Genomic DNA, 16,718 nt, shown 5'->3' on the forward strand with positions numbered 1-16,718 from the left:
ACGCTGACGTTGTCGAGGGCGACCACGCGGGTCTCGCCCTCCCCGTAGACCTTGTTCAGGCCGGTGGCGCGGGCGGCCGCCCGGCCGGTACGGACGGCGATTGCGGACATCGTCACGAGGGTCTCCTGGGGAATGCGAGGGAAGCGGAAGCAGAATCGGATGATCGTCTTCCATCCATTCTCGCCACCGTTGCGCACCCGGAAGGTCGCTCCCGGGTACGGGCTCCCCCCGCCGACCCGGCGGCCCGGCGGGGGCTCCCCTCCTCCTCGGGTATGACAGCGGCTCCTCAGTCAGGCGCAGTCCCGGCCCCGGACCCGGCTACTCGACCGCCACGCCCCAGCGCACCGCCAGACCGGCCAGACCGCCCGGCACCGGCGTCCCGCTCGGCGCGAACTGCCAGACACCGCCGCGCCGTTGGAAGGACCCGATCACCATCGCGGTCTCCGGCACGCCGCCGGTCCCCGCCTCCCAGCGGGCCGGGCCGGACACCTCGGGGCCGAAGGCGCCGGTCAGCGCCAGCCCGTGCACATAACCGAGCGGCAGCGCCGGCGGCTCCTCCTCCTCGGTGGACACCGCCACCACCACCTCGTCCACCGCCGGGGCCAGCCGGGCGGTGTCCAGGGTGAGCTCGGCCCGGCGGACCGGCTCGCCCGGCACCGAGCGGGTGGGGTGCAGCCGGACGGCGCCGTCCGGGTCCTGCGGATTGTTGAAGAACACGAAGTGCTCGTCGTCCAGCACCCGGCCGCTCGCGCAGAGGAACGCCGAGACGTCCAGCTCGACCGGGTCGCCGCCGGCCGTGCGACTGCTCCAGGACAGGGCCACGGTGCTGGTCGCGCCCGCGGTGCCCGCCGCGGCGTCGCCGCTCCCGGCCTCTCCCGCTGCTCCGCCGCCCGAGCCGTTCACGCTGCCGTGCGCACCGCGGCCCGAGCCGTTCGTACCGCCGTGCCCGCCGCCGTTGGCGCCGCCGCCCGCGGTCCGCTCGCCGAGGCGGCCGCGCAGGCCCTGCTCGGCCAGCAGCTCCACCAGCTCGGGACCGCTCACCAGGGTCAGCGGCTTGTTGCGGATGTACTCGTACGAGCCCGGCCCGAACCCGGCCGTGGTCACCAGGATGCCCTTGATCGCACCGTGGTGGCGCACCGTCGAGTCGAGGTCGCGCACCGCCGTGGGGGAGACCGTCGAGCGGTAGCGCTTGGCCTGGATGACGATCCGTCCGCCGGTCACCGGATCGAGGTCCTCGGCCACCACGTCCACCCCGGCGTCGCCGCTGCGGGCCGTGGTCATCACCCGGAAGCCGCGCAGCCGGAACAGCTCCGCGATCAGCTCCTCGAACTCGATCGGGTCCATCTCGAAGAGGTCCGGATCGTCCTCGCCGCCCTGCCCGGCCACACTGCCGCCGACCGTCTCCGGCAGCCGGTCCGGCCGCACCTCGTCCAGCCGCTCGGGACGCGCGGACAGCACCCCGCCCAGCCCCTGGAAGCACTCCACCGCCGCCACCCGGTCCAGGGTCAGCCCGGCGAACTCGGCCCGGTCGACCGTCACCGTGGTCAGGAAGCGCTCGGCCTCCCGGCCGGTCGCCGGGTCGATGCCGCGGACGAAGCCGTTCAGCACCACGGAGGCCAGCAGCCCGTCCCCGTCCGCCCGGTACAGCTCGGTCACCACCCGCAGCGCGCTCTGCGCCAGCACCTCCCGGTAGAGCGCCTTGCGCTCGGTCGCCGGGCGGGCCACCTCGGCCTCCCGGTCGTCCGCCTTCACGTACCGCACCCGGCCGGTCGCCGGAACCACGTCCGGGCCCGGCAGCTCCCAGTTCACCACCAGCTGGCGGCTGCTCGCCTCCCAGGCCGCCACCAGCCGGTGCGGGAAGCCCTCCGGCCAGCCCGCCGAGGCGTACAGCACGGCGGAGAAGTACTCCTGCACCGCCTCCGGCTCGCCGGACCGCAGCCCGCGCAGCGAGTCCTCGGTCCTGGCGGCGCGCTCCTCGTCCTCCCGGCGGAACCGGGCCACCCACTCCAGGTACTGCCCGTGGTACTCGCCCAGCCGCCGCTGCCGCTCCGCCTCGGCCGCCTGCGCCGCGTACCAGTCCTGCTCGAACCGGGCCCGCGCCTGCGCCACGTACTGCTCGTACCGCTGCCGCACCCCCGGATTGCGGGCCTGCGCCTGGTCCGGCGGCGGCACCTGGTAGTGCGCCTGGTCCGGCATCGGCACCGGCTCGCCCAGCCGCCCCGGCTCGAACGGCGGCACCGGGCGCGGGGCCAGCAGGCTCTGCGCCCGGAACGCCGGACGGGCCAGACCGGCCGCCAGCAGACCCCGCAACTCCTCCACCCGGCCGTCGAGTTCGGCCGTCCGCCGGGCCGCCTCGGCCTCCCTGGACTGCTGGTACGCCCGCTGCGCCTCCCGCTCGCCGCGGGCCGCCGACTTCTGCGCCTCGCGCTGCTCGCGCTCCCACCGGCGCTGCTCGGCGGCCTGGGCGCGCCAGCGCGCCTCCTCCCGGCGCTGCTCCTGCCGCTGCGCCTCCGCCCAGACCGCCAGCACCCCGTTGTTCCGCCGCCCCGCCACGTCCACCCCTTCGCTCCACGCCGCTCCGGCCCGGCGCCCGCCTCCCGGCCGCGCCGCCGCCCGCGCCCGCCACAATAGAACGTGCACCGGGGGAGCGCGCAAAGGGCCCGCGACCTGCGACGCCACCCGGCGGTGAACGGGCGTCAGGCCGAGGCTGGGGCGGCCGGCGCGTCCGCGTACCAGCGCCACTCGGTGCGGCGGGGGCGGTCGGGGAGGGCGCGGCGGCCGGTGGCCCACAGCAGGGTCGGCCAGGGACCGGCCGGGTCGGGCCGGACGTCCGGGAACAGCCGGGCCAGGGTGCGGGCGCAGACTCCGGCCGGCGGCTCCCAGGGCAGGCCGAGGCCCTCGGCCACGTCGTGCAGGTGCACCAGGGTCTCGACCAGGCTCATCGCGACGAACCCGGCCGGATCGGCCAGGCCCCAGGGGTGGAAGGCCCGGACCTCCGGCCCCCGGGTGCGGGCGATCGAGACCATCAGCCCGCCGCTCGCCGCCAGTACCTCCACCAGCGCCGCCGGTCCGCCCTCCCGTTCGGCGAGGACGAAGTTGTCCGGGCCGCCGGGGTGGGACTGCCGGGCCACGAACGGCACGTAGCGGTCCTGCGGCGGGTGCTCGGGGCCGAGCTGGGCGGCGTAGGCGAGCAGGTCGTCCGCCAGGTGCTCGACGGTGCTCCAGCAGTCCCAGGCGATGCCGCCGGCCGGCCGGGACCAGTCGGCGTCCGCCGGGGCGGCGCGCAGGGTGTCCGCGGCGAGCCGGAGCACGGCGGCCAGGTCGTCCGGGGTCACGGGGCCGGGCGGGACGGGGGCGGGCACGGTATTGGTGGTGGTCATGCGGCGACGTTACCGGGCCGGGCAGGCGGCAGGCACGGTGCCCGGCGGGCGTTGTCGGTGCCACCCGGTAGCCTCGACAATTCGGACGGCACGGGCGAGGCCAGAGGCCAGAGGCCAGAGGTGAGAGGCCAGAGGTGAGAGGTCAGAGGTGAGAGGTCGACGGTGAGCGGGACGGACGGGTGGGTCTCCACCGGATTGGCGTGGCGGGACGGCCGGGCGGTGCTGAGCGCCGTCCACGGTCACCGCACCCACGAGCGCGAGGTGGTGCCCGGCACCGAGGTCGGCTGGCGGCTGGGCGGACCGCGCCGCTGCATCGGCGCCCTGCTGGTCGGCCGGGACGAGCGCACACCGTGCCCGCACCGCGCCGGGATCGCGCCGGACGGCGGCGCCGTGCAGTGCCCGCCCTGCCAGAGCGTGGACCGGGGCCTGGCGCTGGCCAGGGACCAGATCCTCGACGACGGCCGCACCTACCGGCTCTATCTCGCCTGGTTCGGCGAGGGTCTGCTGAAGGTCGGCCTGACCGCCGAGCAGCGCGGCACCAGCCGGCTGCTCGAACAGGGCGCGCTCGCCTGGACCTTCGCCGCCCGGGGCGCCCTGCCCGCCGTCCGCCGGGCCGAACTCACCCTCTCCGCCGCCGGGTTGGCGCGGGAGCGGTTCAAGGTCCGGGCCAAGGTGGACCACTGGTGGGAGCACGGCGACGCCGCCCACCGCCGGGCCGTGCTGACCGACGCCCGCGCCCGCGCGCACGACCTGCTGCACGGCCACGAGGTGGAGCTGCTGCCCGGCCACCCGGTGGTCGACCAGGTCGGGCTGTTCGGCCTGACCGGCGGCGCCCCCGACGCGTACCACGCGGTCGAGGGCCTGGCGGACGGCGCGGTGGTGGCCGGGCGGCTGCGCGCGCCGATCGGCCGGCACCTGCTGCTCGACCGGCCGGACGGCGACCCGCCGCTGCTCCTGGACACCCGCCTGCTCACCGGCTGGACGCTCACCCCGGCGCCCGGTCGGCCGCCGTCCGGGCTGTCACTGGTCCCCAGGGCGCGGCCGGAGCCCCCGGACACCCAGGAGGCGCTGTTCTGACCGGCCGCCGTTCCTACGCCAGCTTGCTGCGCACCGCGCCCGGCCCGGAGCGCGCCCGCCGCGACACCGGCGGCCGCGACGGCCGGACGTCCGGGCGGCCGCCCGGAGTCTCCTCCGGGGTACCGCCGGCGCGGGCGTTCCCGGCCCGCGCGGCCTTGGCCGTCGCCAGCGCGACCCGCGCCAGCAGCGGGTCCTCCCGGACCCCCGCCGCCCGCTTCGCGGTCTGGCAGTGGGTGCACCAGACCGGCGAGGCCGGCCCGTCGGGGTACACCATCGCCTCCGGCGGCAGGTAGTGGCTACCGCACTCGACGCATTCGAAGACCAGCCTCATCCGACGATCACCGTCCCGGATCCGTGGCACCGACCGCATGGCGACCAGAAGGTGTGGATCTTCGGCACCATGCTCCCTTCCTCGTCCAGTTCGACCGTGGCTTCGGTCTTCTGGGTCCCCCCGGACCCGCCGCACCCGGAGCAGGCCTGAACCTCGGGCATATGCATTCCTCCTCGGCGCGGGGACCACGGTAGCGCGAAATCCGAGGAGCCAGTAACGATCCTGACGAACAGTCGAAGAAGCGGGGCGCGCACGAGCACCACGCGCGCCCCGCTTCGGCTTTGGGGGGCCGTCCTCGCGGACCGCCCCGGGGGTCAGCGGCCCCCGCGCAGCGAACTGCGCAGATACTCCCGGTTCATGGCGGCGATGCTCGGCAGCGGGATGCCCTTGGGGCAGGCCGTCGCGCACTCACCGGTGTTGGTGCAGCCGCCGAAGCCCTCGGCGTCCATCGCCTCCACCATGTTCATTACCCGGGAGGCGCGTTCGGGCCCGCCCTGCGGCAGCACGTTCAGATGGACCACCTTGGCGGAGGTGAACAGCATCGCCGAGCCGTTGGGGCAGGCCGCCACGCACGCCCCGCAGCCGATGCACTCGGCGTGCTCGAACGCGGTGTCGGCCGCCTCCTTGGGGACGGGCGTGGCATGGGCGTCCGGCGCGCTGCCGGTCGGGGCGGTGATGTACCCGCCGGCGCCGATGATCCGGTCGAACGCGGACCGGTCCACCACCAGGTCCTTGACCACCGGGAACGCCGCCGCCCGCCACGGCTCGACGTCGATGGTGTCGCCGTCCTCGAAGTGCCGCATGTGCAACTGGCAGGTGGTGGTGCGCTCGGGGCCGTGCGCCCGGCCGTTGATGACCATGCCGCAGGCGCCGCAGATCCCCTCGCGGCAGTCGTGGTCGAAGGCGACGGGGGCGTCGCCGCGCAGGATCAGCTCCTCGTTGAGGGTGTCCAGCATCTCCAGGAAGGACATGTCGGGGCTGATCCCGCCGACCTGGTAGGTGGTCATCGAGCCGGGCGTGTCGGGGCCCGCCTGGCGCCAGATCCTGAGGGTGAGGTTCACGCGTAGCTCCGCTGGGTGGGGTGGACGTACTCGAAGTCGAGGTGCTCGCGGTGCAGTACGGGCGCCCGGCCGGTGCCGGTGAACTCCCAGGCGGCGGCGTAGGAGAACTCCTCGTCCCGCCGGGCCGCCTCGCCCTCCGGGGTCTGGCTCTCGGTGCGGAAGTGGCCGCCGCAGGACTCGGCGCGGTGCAGCGCGTCCAGGCACATCAGCTCGGCCAGTTCGAAGTAGTCGACCAGCCGGTTGGCCTTCTCCAGCGCCTGGTTGAGCTCCTGCCCGGTGCCGGGCACCTTGATCCGGCGCCAGAACTCCTCCCGCAGGGCCGGGATCCGCTCCAGCGCCCGGCGCAGCCCGGCCTCGTCGCGGGCCATCCCGCACTCGTCCCACAGCAGTTCGCCGAGCTCGCGGTGGAAGGAGTCGGGCGTGCGGTCGCCGTCCACCGCGAGGATGAGGTTCAGCCGGTCCGCCACCTCGGCCTCGACCGAGGCGATCTCCTCGTGGTCGGCCGGGACGGCGGGTAGCGGCTCGCGGGCCAGGTAGTCGTTGAGCACCGGCGGCAGCACGAAGTAGCCGTCCGCCAGGCCCTGCATCAGCGCGCTCGCGCCGAGCCGGTTGGCGCCGTGGTCGGAGAAGTTGGCCTCGCCGATCGCGAACAGGCCCGGCACGGTGGTCTGCAGGTCGTAGTCGACCCAGAGCCCGCCCATCGTGTAGTGGATCGCCGGGTAGATCCGCATCGGCACCCGGTACGGGTCCTCGGCGGTGATCCGCTCGTACATCTCGAACAGGTTGCCGTACTTGGCCTCCACCGCGTCCCGGCCCAGCCGGCGGACGGCGTCGGCGAAGTCCAGGTAGACGCCCTGCCCGCCGGGCCCGACGCCGCGGCCCTCGTCGCAGACGTTCTTGGCGGCCCGGGAGGCGATGTCGCGCGGCACCAGGTTGCCGAAGGACGGGTAGATCCGCTCCAGGTAGTAGTCCCGCTCCTGCTCCGGGATCTCGTCCGGCGGCCGGGTGTCGCCCTTGGCCTTCGGCACCCAGATCCGTCCGTCGTTGCGCAGCGACTCGCTCATCAGCGTCAGCTTGGACTGGTGGTCGCCGGAGCGCGGGATGCAGGTCGGGTGGATCTGGGTGAAGCACGGGTTGGCGAAGTACGCGCCGCGCCGGTGCGCCCGCCAGATCGCGGTGGCGTTGGAGTTCTTGGCGTTGGTGGAGAGGTAGAAGACGTTGCCGTAGCCGCCGGAGGCGAGCACCACGGCGTCGGCGGTGTAACTGGAGACCTCGCCGGTGACCAGGTCGCGGGCGACGATCCCGCGCGCCCGGCCGTCGATCACCAGCAGGTCCAGCATCTCGGTGCGGGCGTGCATCTCGACGTTGCCGGCCGCGATCTGCCGGGACAGCGCCTGGTAGGCGCCGAGCAGCAGCTGCTGGCCGGTCTGGCCGCGCGCGTAGAAGGTCCGGGAGACCTGGACGCCGCCGAACGAGCGGGTGTCCAGCAGTCCGCCGTACTCCCGGGCGAACGGCACGCCCTGGGCCACGCACTGGTCGATGATCTCCACCGACACCTGGGCCAGGCGGTGCACATTGGACTCGCGGGCGCGGAAGTCGCCGCCCTTGACGGTGTCGTAGAACAGCCGGCGGACGGAGTCGCCGTCGTTGCGGTAGTTCTTGGCGGCGTTGATGCCGCCCTGGGCGGCGATCGAGTGGGCCCGCCGGGGCGAGTCCTGGAAGCAGAACTGGACCACGTGGTAGCCCTGTTCGGCGAGGGTGGCGCCGGCCGCGCCGCCCGCGAGACCGGTGCCGACCACGATCACGGTGTGCTTGCGCCGGTTCGCCGGGTTGACCAGCTTGGCCTCGAACCGCCGCTGGTCCCAGCGCTGTTCGATCGGCCCCTGCGGGGACCGGGTGTCGGCGATCGGCTCGCCGACGCTGTAGTCCGGGTAGCCGCCGGGGGCCGGGTGGACGCCGGGGTCCGGGTGCGCCTTGTGCTCCGGGGAGGCGCTGTGCTCGGGGGAGGCGTTCTGCTCCGGGGACGCGTTCACTTCACCACTCCGGTCATCACGGCGACGGGGACGGACAGGAAGCCCGCGGTCAGCAGCAGCGCCAGCCCGTTGGCGGTCAGCTTCAGCAGCCGGTCCCGGCGGGCGTTGTTGGCCCCGAGGGTCTGCGCGGCGCTCCAGAACCCGTGCCGGACGTGCAGGCCGACGGCGAGCATCGCCACGATGTAGATCACGCAGGAGTACCAGTTCCCGAAGGAGGCCACGATGTTCTGGTACGGCCTGCCGTGCTCGGCGGCGGGGTTCACGGTCAGCGTGGTCAGGTCGAGGATGTGCCAGACGATGAACAGCGCCAGGATCACCCCGCCCCAGCGCATCGTCCGGGTCGCGTAGCTCGCCCGCCGCCGCTGGTGGGCGTACTTGCTCGGGCGGGCGGCGAGGTCCCGCCGGCTCAGCTGGAACGCGGCCACGCCGTGCAGCACGACGGCGGCCAGCAGCCCGACCCGGGCGATCCAGAGGAACCACTCGTGGCCCAGGAACGGCTGGCCGATCGTGCGCAGCCAGGCCGCGTAGCCGTTGATGTCGTCCGGGCCGAAGAAGACCTTGAGGTTGCCCAGCATGTGCGCGACCAGGTACAGCAGCATCGCCAGGCCGCTGACGGCCATGACCGCCTTCTTGCCGACGGTCGACCGCCAGAGGGTCGCCAGGGTGGACGGATGCCGGGCCGTCCGGGACGCGGTTGTCATGGCATCAACGGTAGGGACGGTGGTCATGGTGAGTCCAAGACATGATGCGGCTCGTGACGATAGTCCCTGCCTATGCTGGGAGCTGTGCAACTCCAGCAGCTCCGGTATTTCCTCGCCGTCGCCGAAACCCGCCACTTCACCCGCGCGGCCGAGGCGGAACACGTCGCCCAGCCGTCACTGTCGCAACAGATCCGCGCCCTGGAGCGGGAGTTGGGTGCCGAGCTGTTCCACCGGACCAGGGGCAACATCGCCCTCACCGACGCCGGGGACGCCCTGCTGCCGCTCGCCCGCCGCATCCTCGCCGACACCGAGAGCGCCCGGCTGGCGGTGCAGGAGACCGTCCAGCTGCGCCGCGGCCGGGTGCGGCTGGGGGCGCCGCCGAGCCTGTGCACCAGCCTGGTGCCGGACGTGCTGCGGGTGTTCCGCGACCGCTACCCGGGGGTGGCGCTGGTGGTGCGGGAGGGCGGCTCGCGGGACCTCGTGCGCTCGCTGGCGGCGGGGGAGCTGGACCTCGCGCTGATCATCACCCCGCCGAGCGGCGAGGCCGTGCCGGCGCTGGCCGTCACCGAGCTGCTGCACGAGGAACTGGTGCTGGTGTCCGCCGAGCCGGGGGCCCGCCGCAAGGTGCGGGTGGCGGAGCTCGGGAAGCGGCCGCTGGTGATGTTCCGGGAGGGCTACGACCTGCGGGAGGCGACGCTGGCGGCCTGCCGGGCGGCGGGCTTCGAGCCCGAGTTCGCGGTGGAGGGCGGGGAGATGGACGCGGTACTGGGATTCGTCCGGGCCGGGCTGGGGCCGGCCGTGCTGCCCGGGATGGTCGCCGACCGCTCGGGTCTCGCCGTGGCCCACTTCGCCGGTCCCGGGCTCGGCCGCACCATCGCCGTCGCCCACGGCCACGAGGTGCCGCCGACCCGGGCGGCGGAGGCGCTGCGGGCGACCCTGCTGGCGCACCTGCGCGACGCGGCCCGTACCGGCGGACTGCCCCCGGGTACCAGGCTGCTGCTCGGCTGAACGCGCCCCTGCGCGCGCCCCCGCGCGCCCTCGTACGCGGGTTCGTACCGGGAACGATTGGCTCGGTGTGCGAAGCACCCGAATCGTGATCCACGGGCCCCGCCGGCCCGGAACCCGCTGTTCACCGGCCGCGTCCCAGGCAGCGTCGGCGTTGCCGTAAGGTGCGTCGCCGCAGAGCCGAGCGGGCCGTGAACGGGGAGAGCACGAAGCGATGGACGACCGGAAGCAGCAGGAGCACAGACCGGCCGGGGGTAGCACCGCCCCCGCCGCGGGGAACACCCCGGAGCCCGCGGACGAGCGGCCCTGGGAACTCCCCGAGTACGTCCACGAGCGCGAGCTCGGCGCCGGCGCGAGCGGCCGGGTGGTGCTCGCCCGGCACCGCGCGACCGGCACCCCCGTGGCGGTCAAGTACCTGCACAGCGCGGCCGGCACCCCCGCGCTGCGGGCCGAGGCCGAAGTCCTGGCCGGACTCGACTCCCCGCACGTCACCCGGCTCTACGAGTACGTCGAGGGCGAGCGCGGCGCGGCCATGGTGATGGAGCTGGTGGACGGCATCGCCCTGCGCGAGCTGCTCCGCGCGGAGGGCGCCACCACCCCCGAAGCGGCCCTGGTGGTGCTGAAGGGCTCGCTGCTCGGCCTGGCCGCCGCGCACGGCGCCGGGGTGGTGCACCGCGACTACAAGCCCGCCAACGTCCTGGTGGACACCGCCGGGACGTCCAAGCTGGTGGACTTCGGGATCGCGGTGCCGAGCGGCGACGAGCGCGACGTCTCCGGCACCCCCGCCTACATGCCTCCCGAGCAGTGGGCCGGCCGGCCCGCCTCCCCGGCGGGCGACGTCTACGCCGCGACCGTCACCTTCTTCGAGTGCCTCACCGGCGCCCGCCCCTACGGCGGCACGACCTTCGCCGAACTCGCCGTCCAGCACACCGAGGCCCCGATCCCGGCCGAACTGACGCCGGACCCGGTCCGCCCGCTGATCCTCTCCGGCCTCGCCAAGGACCCCGGGGCCCGCCCGGACAGCGCGACCGCGCTGCTGGCGGAGCTGGAGGCGGTCGCGGCGGCCGGTTACGGACCGGGGTGGGAGGAGAAGGGGCGGCTCGACCTGACGGCACTGGTCGCCCTGCTCGCGCTGCTGCTGCCCGGCGCGGGAGCCGCGGCCGGCGCGGTCGGCGGCACCTCGCTGGCGCACACCGCCCTGGGCGGCGGCGGGTCCGCGGCCCTGGACTCCTCGACCGGGGGGTCCTCGGCGGTACATTCCTCGGCGGTACAGTCCGCGGCCTCGCAGTCCTCGGCCGGGACCGGGGCGGCGCCGGTCGCTGTCGTCCGGGAGACGCTGATCCGCCGGGCGGCGCGCACCGGAACCCGCGGCAAGGCCCTCACCGGCGTCGCCGCCGGCGCGCTCACCCTCGCCACCCTGGCCGGGATGGCCGTCGCCGGGGCCGTGGACGGCGACTCCCGCACCGTCGTCGGGGGAGTCGCCCCGGAGGCCACCACCAGCATCGGCCCGTTCGACCCGGCGGGTGCCGCGTCGCCCCTCGCGTCGCCCGCCACGACCGAGGGCCAGGACAGCCCGAGCCCCGGGCCGTCCGACCCCTCGGCGACGCCCGCGCCGGACGCCTCCACTGCCGGCGCCCCCGGCTCGGGCCCGTCGTCCCCAGGCGCGTCGTCCACCGGCCCGGGCGGCCGGAGCACCGGCCCCTCCGCGGCGCCGACCGGCCGTACGTCCCCCGGGACGCCGCCCACCCCCGGCACCCCCGGAACGGCCCGACCGCCACTGCCGCCGGGTTCCGCGGCGCCGTCCTCGGGCCCGGCCGTGCCCGGAAGCGTGCCGCCGCCCTCCGTCCCGCCGGCGACGGCCCCGGCCACCGGTCCCGTCGTCGCCCCGTCCTCGGCGACGCCCGCCGGTCCCACCGGTACGACGCCGTCCCCGACGCTGACGGTCCTGCCGACCCGGACGGTCGCGCCGACCATCGCGGTGACCTCGGTGAACCTGGACTCGCTGGCCTGCGCCGGGCGCTGGAGCACCACCGCGACGGTCACCGTGGTCGCCCAGGGCGCGGCCACCGGCTCGCTGACGCTGACCTGGTTCCACACCCTGGGCGAACGCACCGTGGACGTCGCGACCGACACGGTGGCGGTCCACGACGGCCGCGCCACCGTCAGCCGGACGCACGACTTCACCTCGGCCGACACCTTCCCGACCTGGGGCGTGCGGATCGGCACCGCCCCGGCGGCGGCGAGGCCGGGGCGGACGTCGGACACGGTGTCGGCGTTCCTCTGCGACCCGCCGCGCTGAGTCGCCGCACCTGTCCGTCCCGTACACCCCGCCCCACCCCGCTCTCTGGAGGAGCCATGTCCACGCCCCGACCCGACTCCGACCCGGCCCCGGCGCCGGTCGCGGCCGCGGACGGCGATGCCGACCGGACCGTCCGACTCGACCCGGCCGGGGACGGCGCCACGGAGACGGTCCGGCTCGGACCGGGGTCGGCCGAGGTCGGGTCGGAGGCCGACGGGCCGGACGCCGAGGCCACCGTGCGGATCGACGCGAACGAGGCCATGAGCGCGACCTTCCTCGACCCCGGGGTCTGGGGCGGCGCCGGGGACACGGTGGAGGCGCTCACGCTGCTGGACACCCCGGCCCACGGCACCGCTGCCCCGGCCGACCCCGCCCTCACGGTCACCGCAGCGGCGGCGGGCCCGTCGTCGCCCGTGGCCGCCCCGGGCCCGCCGCCGACCGACCTCGCCCCGACCGTGCCCGACACCGCGCTCACCGTGACCGCGCCCGATTCGGCGTCGACTTCGGCCTCCGCCTCCTCCGCCTCCGCCGCCGTCCCGACCGGCGCCACGCCGCCGCCCGGACCGCCGCCCGCACCGGCCGCACCCGCCGTCGCCGACAACGAGGACGAACGCCCGCTCGCCCCGGGTGAGTTGCGGCGCTTCGGTCCCGGCGTGCCGCCGCTGGCCGCCGCCGTCTGGCACGGCGCGGCCGTACCGGGCGCCGCGCCGCCGCGCCGCCGCCGGGTGTGGCGCCGGCTGCTCCCGCTGGTGCTTCTGCTGGCCGTCCTGGCGCTGCTGTTCTGGCGCTTCTCCACGCCCGCCCTCGCGGTCACCGGCGTCGGTGTGACCACCGACCCGGCGGGCCCCGGCTGCGACTCGGTGGCGGTGATCAAGGCCGAGGTGGAGACCAACGGCGGCTCCGGCACCCTCCGTTACCGCTGGCTGCGCAGCGACGGCACCACCTCGGGCGAGATCAACCAGGACATCGGCTCCGGCGCCCACCGCACCGAACTGGTGCTGCGGTGGAGCTTCGAGGGCCGTGGCTCGCTCGCGGCCACCGCGACCCTGGAGATCCTCGCACCCGGCTCCCGTACCGCCGCGGTCTCGTTCCCCTACCACTGCGCCTGAGCCCGCGGGCCCGCCGGAGGGGGCGGGGCGGTGGGCGGTGTCTGAACCGTTCGTACGGAGCCGGCCGTAACCATCGGTGAGGTGACGGCCGGGCGGTGTCGCGGCGTCAGTTCGGGCTCTGTCGGCCCGTGTTGGCGGCGGACGGCGGCGGTGCGTCGCGATCCGGGACCGCGCCTCGCCGCTCACGCCGCCCATCGATGTCGGAGAAGTCCTTTGCGCAACAGCAGGTTCACCTCGCTCCTCCTGGCCGGAGCCACGGCGTCTGCGGCCCTCACCGTCGGCGCCGGTCCGGCGGTCGCCGCCCCGTCCGACCCGGCCGCCGTCACCGCTCCGTCCGCCCCGTCCGACCCGTCCGGTGTCACCGCTGCGTCCGACCCGGACGGCGTCGCCGCCTCCCCGGGGGAGCAGGACGTCGAGGTGTTCGCCGAGGACGGCACGATCGGCCGGGCCAGGGTCCCCGCCGCCTCGCCCTTCGTCGCCGAGCCGTTCATGAGCGCGGCCGCCGCCGGGGACGGCGCGGTCACGAAGATCGTCAACAACGGGAGCACCGACAGCAAGCTGGACGTGGTGATGATCGGCGACGGCTACACGGCGGCGGAGCAGGAGAAGTTCCGCAAGGACGCCGCCGCGAAGTGGAAGGACATCAGCGCCGTCCAGCCCTACGCCACCTACCGCAAGCTGTTCAACGTGTGGGCCGTGGGCGCCGTCTCCGCGCAGTCGGGCGTGTCCGGCGACCCGAAGCAGAGCACCGTCCGCACCACCGCCCTGGGCTCCCGGTTCTGGTGCAACTCCATCGAACGGCTGCTGTGCGTGGACATCAACGCCGTCGACGCCTACGCCGCCAAGGCCCCGCAGGCGGACCTGGTGATCGTGGTCGCCAACACCGCCAAGTACGGCGGGGCGGGCTACGGCAGCACCCGGTCGCCGCTCGGCTACGAGGGCATCGCCACGGTGGCGGGCGGCAACGCCGCGTCCGGCCAGATCGCGGTGCACGAGACCGGACACTCGCTGGGCAAGCTCGCGGACGAGTACGTCGCCGAGGACCAGGGTCCCTACCAGGGCGCCGAGCCCCCGCAGCCCAACCTCGCCACCCTGAGCGCCGACCGGATGCGCAAGGACAAGGCCAAGTGGTACCGCTGGCTCGGAAAGGCCTCGCCGGACGGCGGCAACGTCGGCGCCTACCAGGGCGGCGGCAACCACCCGTCGGGCCTCAACCGGCCGACCGACAACTCCGTGATGCGCTCGCTCGGCCGCGAGTTCAACCTCCCCGGCCGCGAGGCGATGATCGCCGGCTTCTACCGGCACGCCTCCACCCTCACCAGCGCCACGCCCACCACGACCGCGTTGAAGGCGACCGACCGCCTCACCGTCGACCTGCCCGTCTCCGGCACCAAGCTGCGCTGGTACCTCGACGGCAAGGAGGTGCCGGCCCTGCGCGACCGCAGGACGATCGCCGTCGCCGACCTCGGCCCGACCGGCCCCAGGCCCGCGGCGCACGAGCTCAAGGCCGTCGCGAACGACCCCACGTCGGCGGTCGTCGACCCGGCGCTGACGCCGGCGCTGACCCGCGCCCTGGTCTGGAGCGTCACCCGCTGAGCAGCCGTTGACCGGCTCGGACCGGCCGTTCACCGGCCTCGGACCGGCCGCCGACGGAAAGGCGGTACCACCGGGTGGATCGGTGGTACCGCCAAGTTCGGCCCGTCGCTGCGGGCTCCGGCCCGTCGGTACGGGCGGAGCGCGTCAGGCGGTCGGCAGCACGGCCTCGATCGCGGCGACGACCTCGTCCGACTCCGGCTCGGTGCGCGGCCGGATCCGGGCGACCACGGTGCCGTCCGGCGACACCAGGAACTTCTCGAAGTTCCAGGAGACGTCCCCGGCCTGGCCCTCGGCGTCGGCGGTCTCGGTCAGCCGCGCGTACAGCGGGTGCCGGTCGTCGCCGTTCACGTCGGTCTTCTCGAACAGCGGGAAGGTCACGCCGTAGGTGGTCGAGCAGAAGGTCTGGATCTCGTCGGCGCTGCCCGGCTCCTGCCCGGCGAACTGGTTGGACGGGAAGCCCAGCACGGTGAAGCCGCGCCCGGCGAAGCGCTCCTGGAGCCGCTCCAGGCCCGCGTACTGCGGGGTCAGGCCGCACTTGGAGGCGACGTTGACGATCAGCAGCGCCTTGCCCTTGTAGTCGGCGAGCGAGGCGGCCTCGCCGGTCAGCGTGCGCAGCGGGATGTCGTACAGGCTCACGGTTGGTCCCCTTCGGAGGGCGATCGGTCGGTGTCGGGCGGACCCGTCGGGAACGGTAGCCGGTCCCGCCTGCTCAACCAGCATCGGCGGGCAGGTGTTCCGGGATCGGCGACAGGTTCCGACAGGTCACACAGGATTTGTCGCTGTCGGTCTGTGGGTGAGTCCAGGGCTCCGGCCCGGAGATGTGGCATGTGCCGGACAGAGGGCCGGAAATATCCGATGATCATGTGGTTTGATGTCCGCTGTTGATCTTCAGGTGAAGAACGAAACGGGGGCACCACGGTGGACGGATTCAAGCGGTACAGGCGGAATTTCGCGCTGGTGGGCGCGGTCGCCGCGCTCACGCTGGGCGCGGCCGCGTGCGGGTCCGACGGCGGCGGCGCCGGGTCGGCGTTCCAGGCCAAGGTGGTGCTGTCGGAGCCGGACCAGGTGCGCGACGCGCTGCCCAGCGAGACCTCGCTCCCCTCCGGCTGGAAGCGCTCCTCCGGGGCGAAGCCGCCGCAGGCCGTCACGCAGGCCGACGCGTCGGCCACCTGCCGCAAGAAGCTGAAGGCCGACTGCCTCGGTCTTCAGCTGGGCGGCAATGTCCGGTACAAGTCGGTCTCCAGCACCGCCAACGACATCCGGCTCACCCTGCTGACCTTCGACAAGGCGGAGAACGCCGGTCCGGTCTTCGAGGCGCTGGTGGCCTCGTTCATCGAGGACGAGGGCGCCGCGCGCAAGATCGACGTGAAGACCGCCGCCGAACAGTCGCAGGCCTTCGAGAAGGACGTCGACAACGGTGGCGACTCCGGCGAGGCCGCGACCAAGACCCTCGCCGGGACGATGGTGATGCGGATCGGCGCCGTCGTCTCCCTGATCGAGCTGGACGAGGACGAGCGCGACCACAAGACGCTGAAGCAGTTCGCCGACCTCCAGGCGGAGCGGGTCAAGCGGGTCCAGCGGGGGCAGAAGGCGGAGGGCTGACCTTCTCCCCGGCCGCGGGCGAGGCGTTCCGGAGCTGCTCGGCGATCGCGGAGAAGTCCGCGCTCAGCCACCGCTCCGGGCGCATCCGGACGGTGACGTCGGCCGTCAGCTGCTCGGCGGTGGCCACCAGGTACGCCTCGGCGCCGGCGGGCGGCAGGTAGCGGTGGGCCAGTGCGGCGCGTTCGGCCGGGTCTATCCCGTCCTCGATCGCCACCACCGGACCGCTCACGCTCACGTACCGGCAGGGCGTCTCCTCCTGCTGCGCGCAGAGCGTGAACCGCCGGGCCGCCCGGATCCGGCGGGCCTTGGCCGACTCCCGCCCGGTCAGCACGGTGACCAGGCCGCCGGGCCGGTAGGAGTACCAGATCGGCACCGAGAGCGGAGCCGCGCCGGGCTCCGCCCCGGCGACGGACAGGACGCCGACGTGCACGCCGGCCAGGAAGCGCTCGCACGCGGCGCGGGTCATCGAGAAGGACACGGTGGGCACTCCCGGGGGCAGCCGGTCCGCGCGTGGATTCACGCCC

At 74.7% G+C, this 16,718-nt stretch carries 14 protein-coding genes and 1 pseudogene; 6 read left to right on the forward strand and 9 right to left on the reverse strand.

Annotation, left to right across the window (positions count from 1 at the left end; translation table 11 throughout):
• The 3 genes and pseudogenes from IF01_RS50080 to IF01_RS0119440 all read right to left on the reverse strand — a co-directional run.
• Positions 1 to 110 (reverse strand): annotated as a pseudogene (locus IF01_RS50080) (ABC transporter ATP-binding protein); the annotation flags it as partial.
• Between the two features lie 208 nt (positions 111 to 318).
• Positions 319 to 2,553, reverse strand: coding sequence for a restriction endonuclease (locus IF01_RS51055; RefSeq protein ID WP_037780374.1), 2,235 nt, complete (start codon positions 2,551 to 2,553; stop codon positions 319 to 321).
• Positions 2,554 to 2,696: 143 nt separating this feature from the next.
• Positions 2,697 to 3,380 carry a maleylpyruvate isomerase N-terminal domain-containing protein gene (locus IF01_RS0119440; protein ID WP_051755687.1) on the reverse strand — a complete coding sequence of 228 codons (684 nt, stop codon included), beginning with the start codon at positions 3,378 to 3,380 and terminating at the stop codon, positions 2,697 to 2,699.
• A gap of 162 nt (positions 3,381 to 3,542) precedes the next feature.
• Here IF01_RS0119440 and IF01_RS0119445 point away from each other — a divergent pair, with 162 nt between their 5' ends.
• Positions 3,543 to 4,457 (forward strand): DUF2797 domain-containing protein, encoded by a 915-nt coding sequence (locus tag IF01_RS0119445; protein WP_094745601.1) that lies wholly within the window; start codon positions 3,543 to 3,545, stop codon positions 4,455 to 4,457.
• Between the two features lie 13 nt (positions 4,458 to 4,470).
• On the opposite strand, the gene IF01_RS0119450 is transcribed toward IF01_RS0119445, so the two are convergent.
• The 4 genes from IF01_RS0119450 to IF01_RS0119470 form a co-directional block, all read right to left on the reverse strand.
• Positions 4,471 to 4,788 carry a hypothetical protein gene (locus tag IF01_RS0119450; RefSeq protein ID WP_030394723.1) on the reverse strand — a complete coding sequence of 106 codons (318 nt, stop codon included), beginning with the start codon at positions 4,786 to 4,788 and terminating at the stop codon, positions 4,471 to 4,473.
• 314 nt (positions 4,789 to 5,102) lie between these two features.
• A complete protein-coding gene (locus IF01_RS0119460) occupies positions 5,103 to 5,849 on the reverse strand; it encodes a succinate dehydrogenase/fumarate reductase iron-sulfur subunit (RefSeq protein ID WP_030394724.1) in 747 nt (248 codons plus the stop codon).
• Entirely contained in the window at positions 5,846 to 7,756 is a 1,911-nt protein-coding gene (locus tag IF01_RS0119465; RefSeq protein ID WP_051755741.1) for a fumarate reductase/succinate dehydrogenase flavoprotein subunit, read from the reverse strand. Before IF01_RS0119465 ends, IF01_RS0119460 begins: the two co-directional genes overlap by 4 nt.
• A gap of 122 nt (positions 7,757 to 7,878) precedes the next feature.
• Positions 7,879 to 8,583, reverse strand: coding sequence for a succinate dehydrogenase cytochrome b subunit (locus IF01_RS0119470; RefSeq protein ID WP_030394726.1), 705 nt, complete (start codon positions 8,581 to 8,583; stop codon positions 7,879 to 7,881).
• Positions 8,584 to 8,667: 84 nt separating this feature from the next.
• Between IF01_RS0119470 and IF01_RS0119475 the strand changes: the two genes are divergently transcribed.
• From IF01_RS0119475 to IF01_RS0119490, 4 genes are all read left to right on the forward strand, one after another.
• Positions 8,668 to 9,591, forward strand: coding sequence for a LysR family transcriptional regulator (locus IF01_RS0119475; RefSeq protein ID WP_030394727.1), 924 nt, complete (start codon positions 8,668 to 8,670; stop codon positions 9,589 to 9,591).
• A 211-nt stretch (positions 9,592 to 9,802) separates the two neighbouring features.
• Entirely contained in the window at positions 9,803 to 11,887 is a 2,085-nt protein-coding gene (locus IF01_RS0119480; protein WP_051755691.1) for a serine/threonine-protein kinase, read from the forward strand.
• A 56-nt stretch (positions 11,888 to 11,943) separates the two neighbouring features.
• Positions 11,944 to 12,996, forward strand: coding sequence for a hypothetical protein (locus tag IF01_RS44065; RefSeq protein ID WP_051755693.1), 1,053 nt, complete (start codon positions 11,944 to 11,946; stop codon positions 12,994 to 12,996).
• Positions 12,997 to 13,209: 213 nt separating this feature from the next.
• On the forward strand, positions 13,210 to 14,592 hold the full coding sequence (locus IF01_RS0119490; RefSeq protein ID WP_030394730.1) for a M64 family metallopeptidase: 1,383 nt from the start codon (positions 13,210 to 13,212) through the stop codon (positions 14,590 to 14,592).
• A gap of 144 nt (positions 14,593 to 14,736) precedes the next feature.
• Here the strand turns inward: IF01_RS0119490 and IF01_RS0119495 are convergent, their stop codons facing one another.
• A complete protein-coding gene (locus tag IF01_RS0119495; RefSeq protein WP_030394731.1) occupies positions 14,737 to 15,228 on the reverse strand; it encodes a glutathione peroxidase in 492 nt (163 codons plus the stop codon).
• A gap of 321 nt (positions 15,229 to 15,549) precedes the next feature.
• On the opposite strand from IF01_RS0119495, the gene IF01_RS0119500 reads away from it, so the two are divergent.
• Positions 15,550 to 16,194 carry a hypothetical protein gene (locus IF01_RS0119500; protein WP_030394732.1) on the forward strand — a complete coding sequence of 215 codons (645 nt, stop codon included), beginning with the start codon at positions 15,550 to 15,552 and terminating at the stop codon, positions 16,192 to 16,194.
• On the opposite strand, the gene IF01_RS0119505 is transcribed toward IF01_RS0119500, so the two are convergent.
• Positions 16,157 to 16,714, reverse strand: a complete 558-nt coding sequence (locus IF01_RS0119505; protein ID WP_244215560.1) for a pyridoxamine 5'-phosphate oxidase family protein — start codon at positions 16,712 to 16,714, stop codon at positions 16,157 to 16,159. The genes IF01_RS0119500 and IF01_RS0119505 overlap by 38 nt on opposite strands.
• Positions 16,715 to 16,718 lie beyond the last annotated feature (4 nt).

Source organism: Kitasatospora purpeofusca (assembly GCF_000718025.1).
Classification (GTDB): domain Bacteria; phylum Actinomycetota; class Actinomycetes; order Streptomycetales; family Streptomycetaceae; genus Kitasatospora; species Kitasatospora purpeofusca.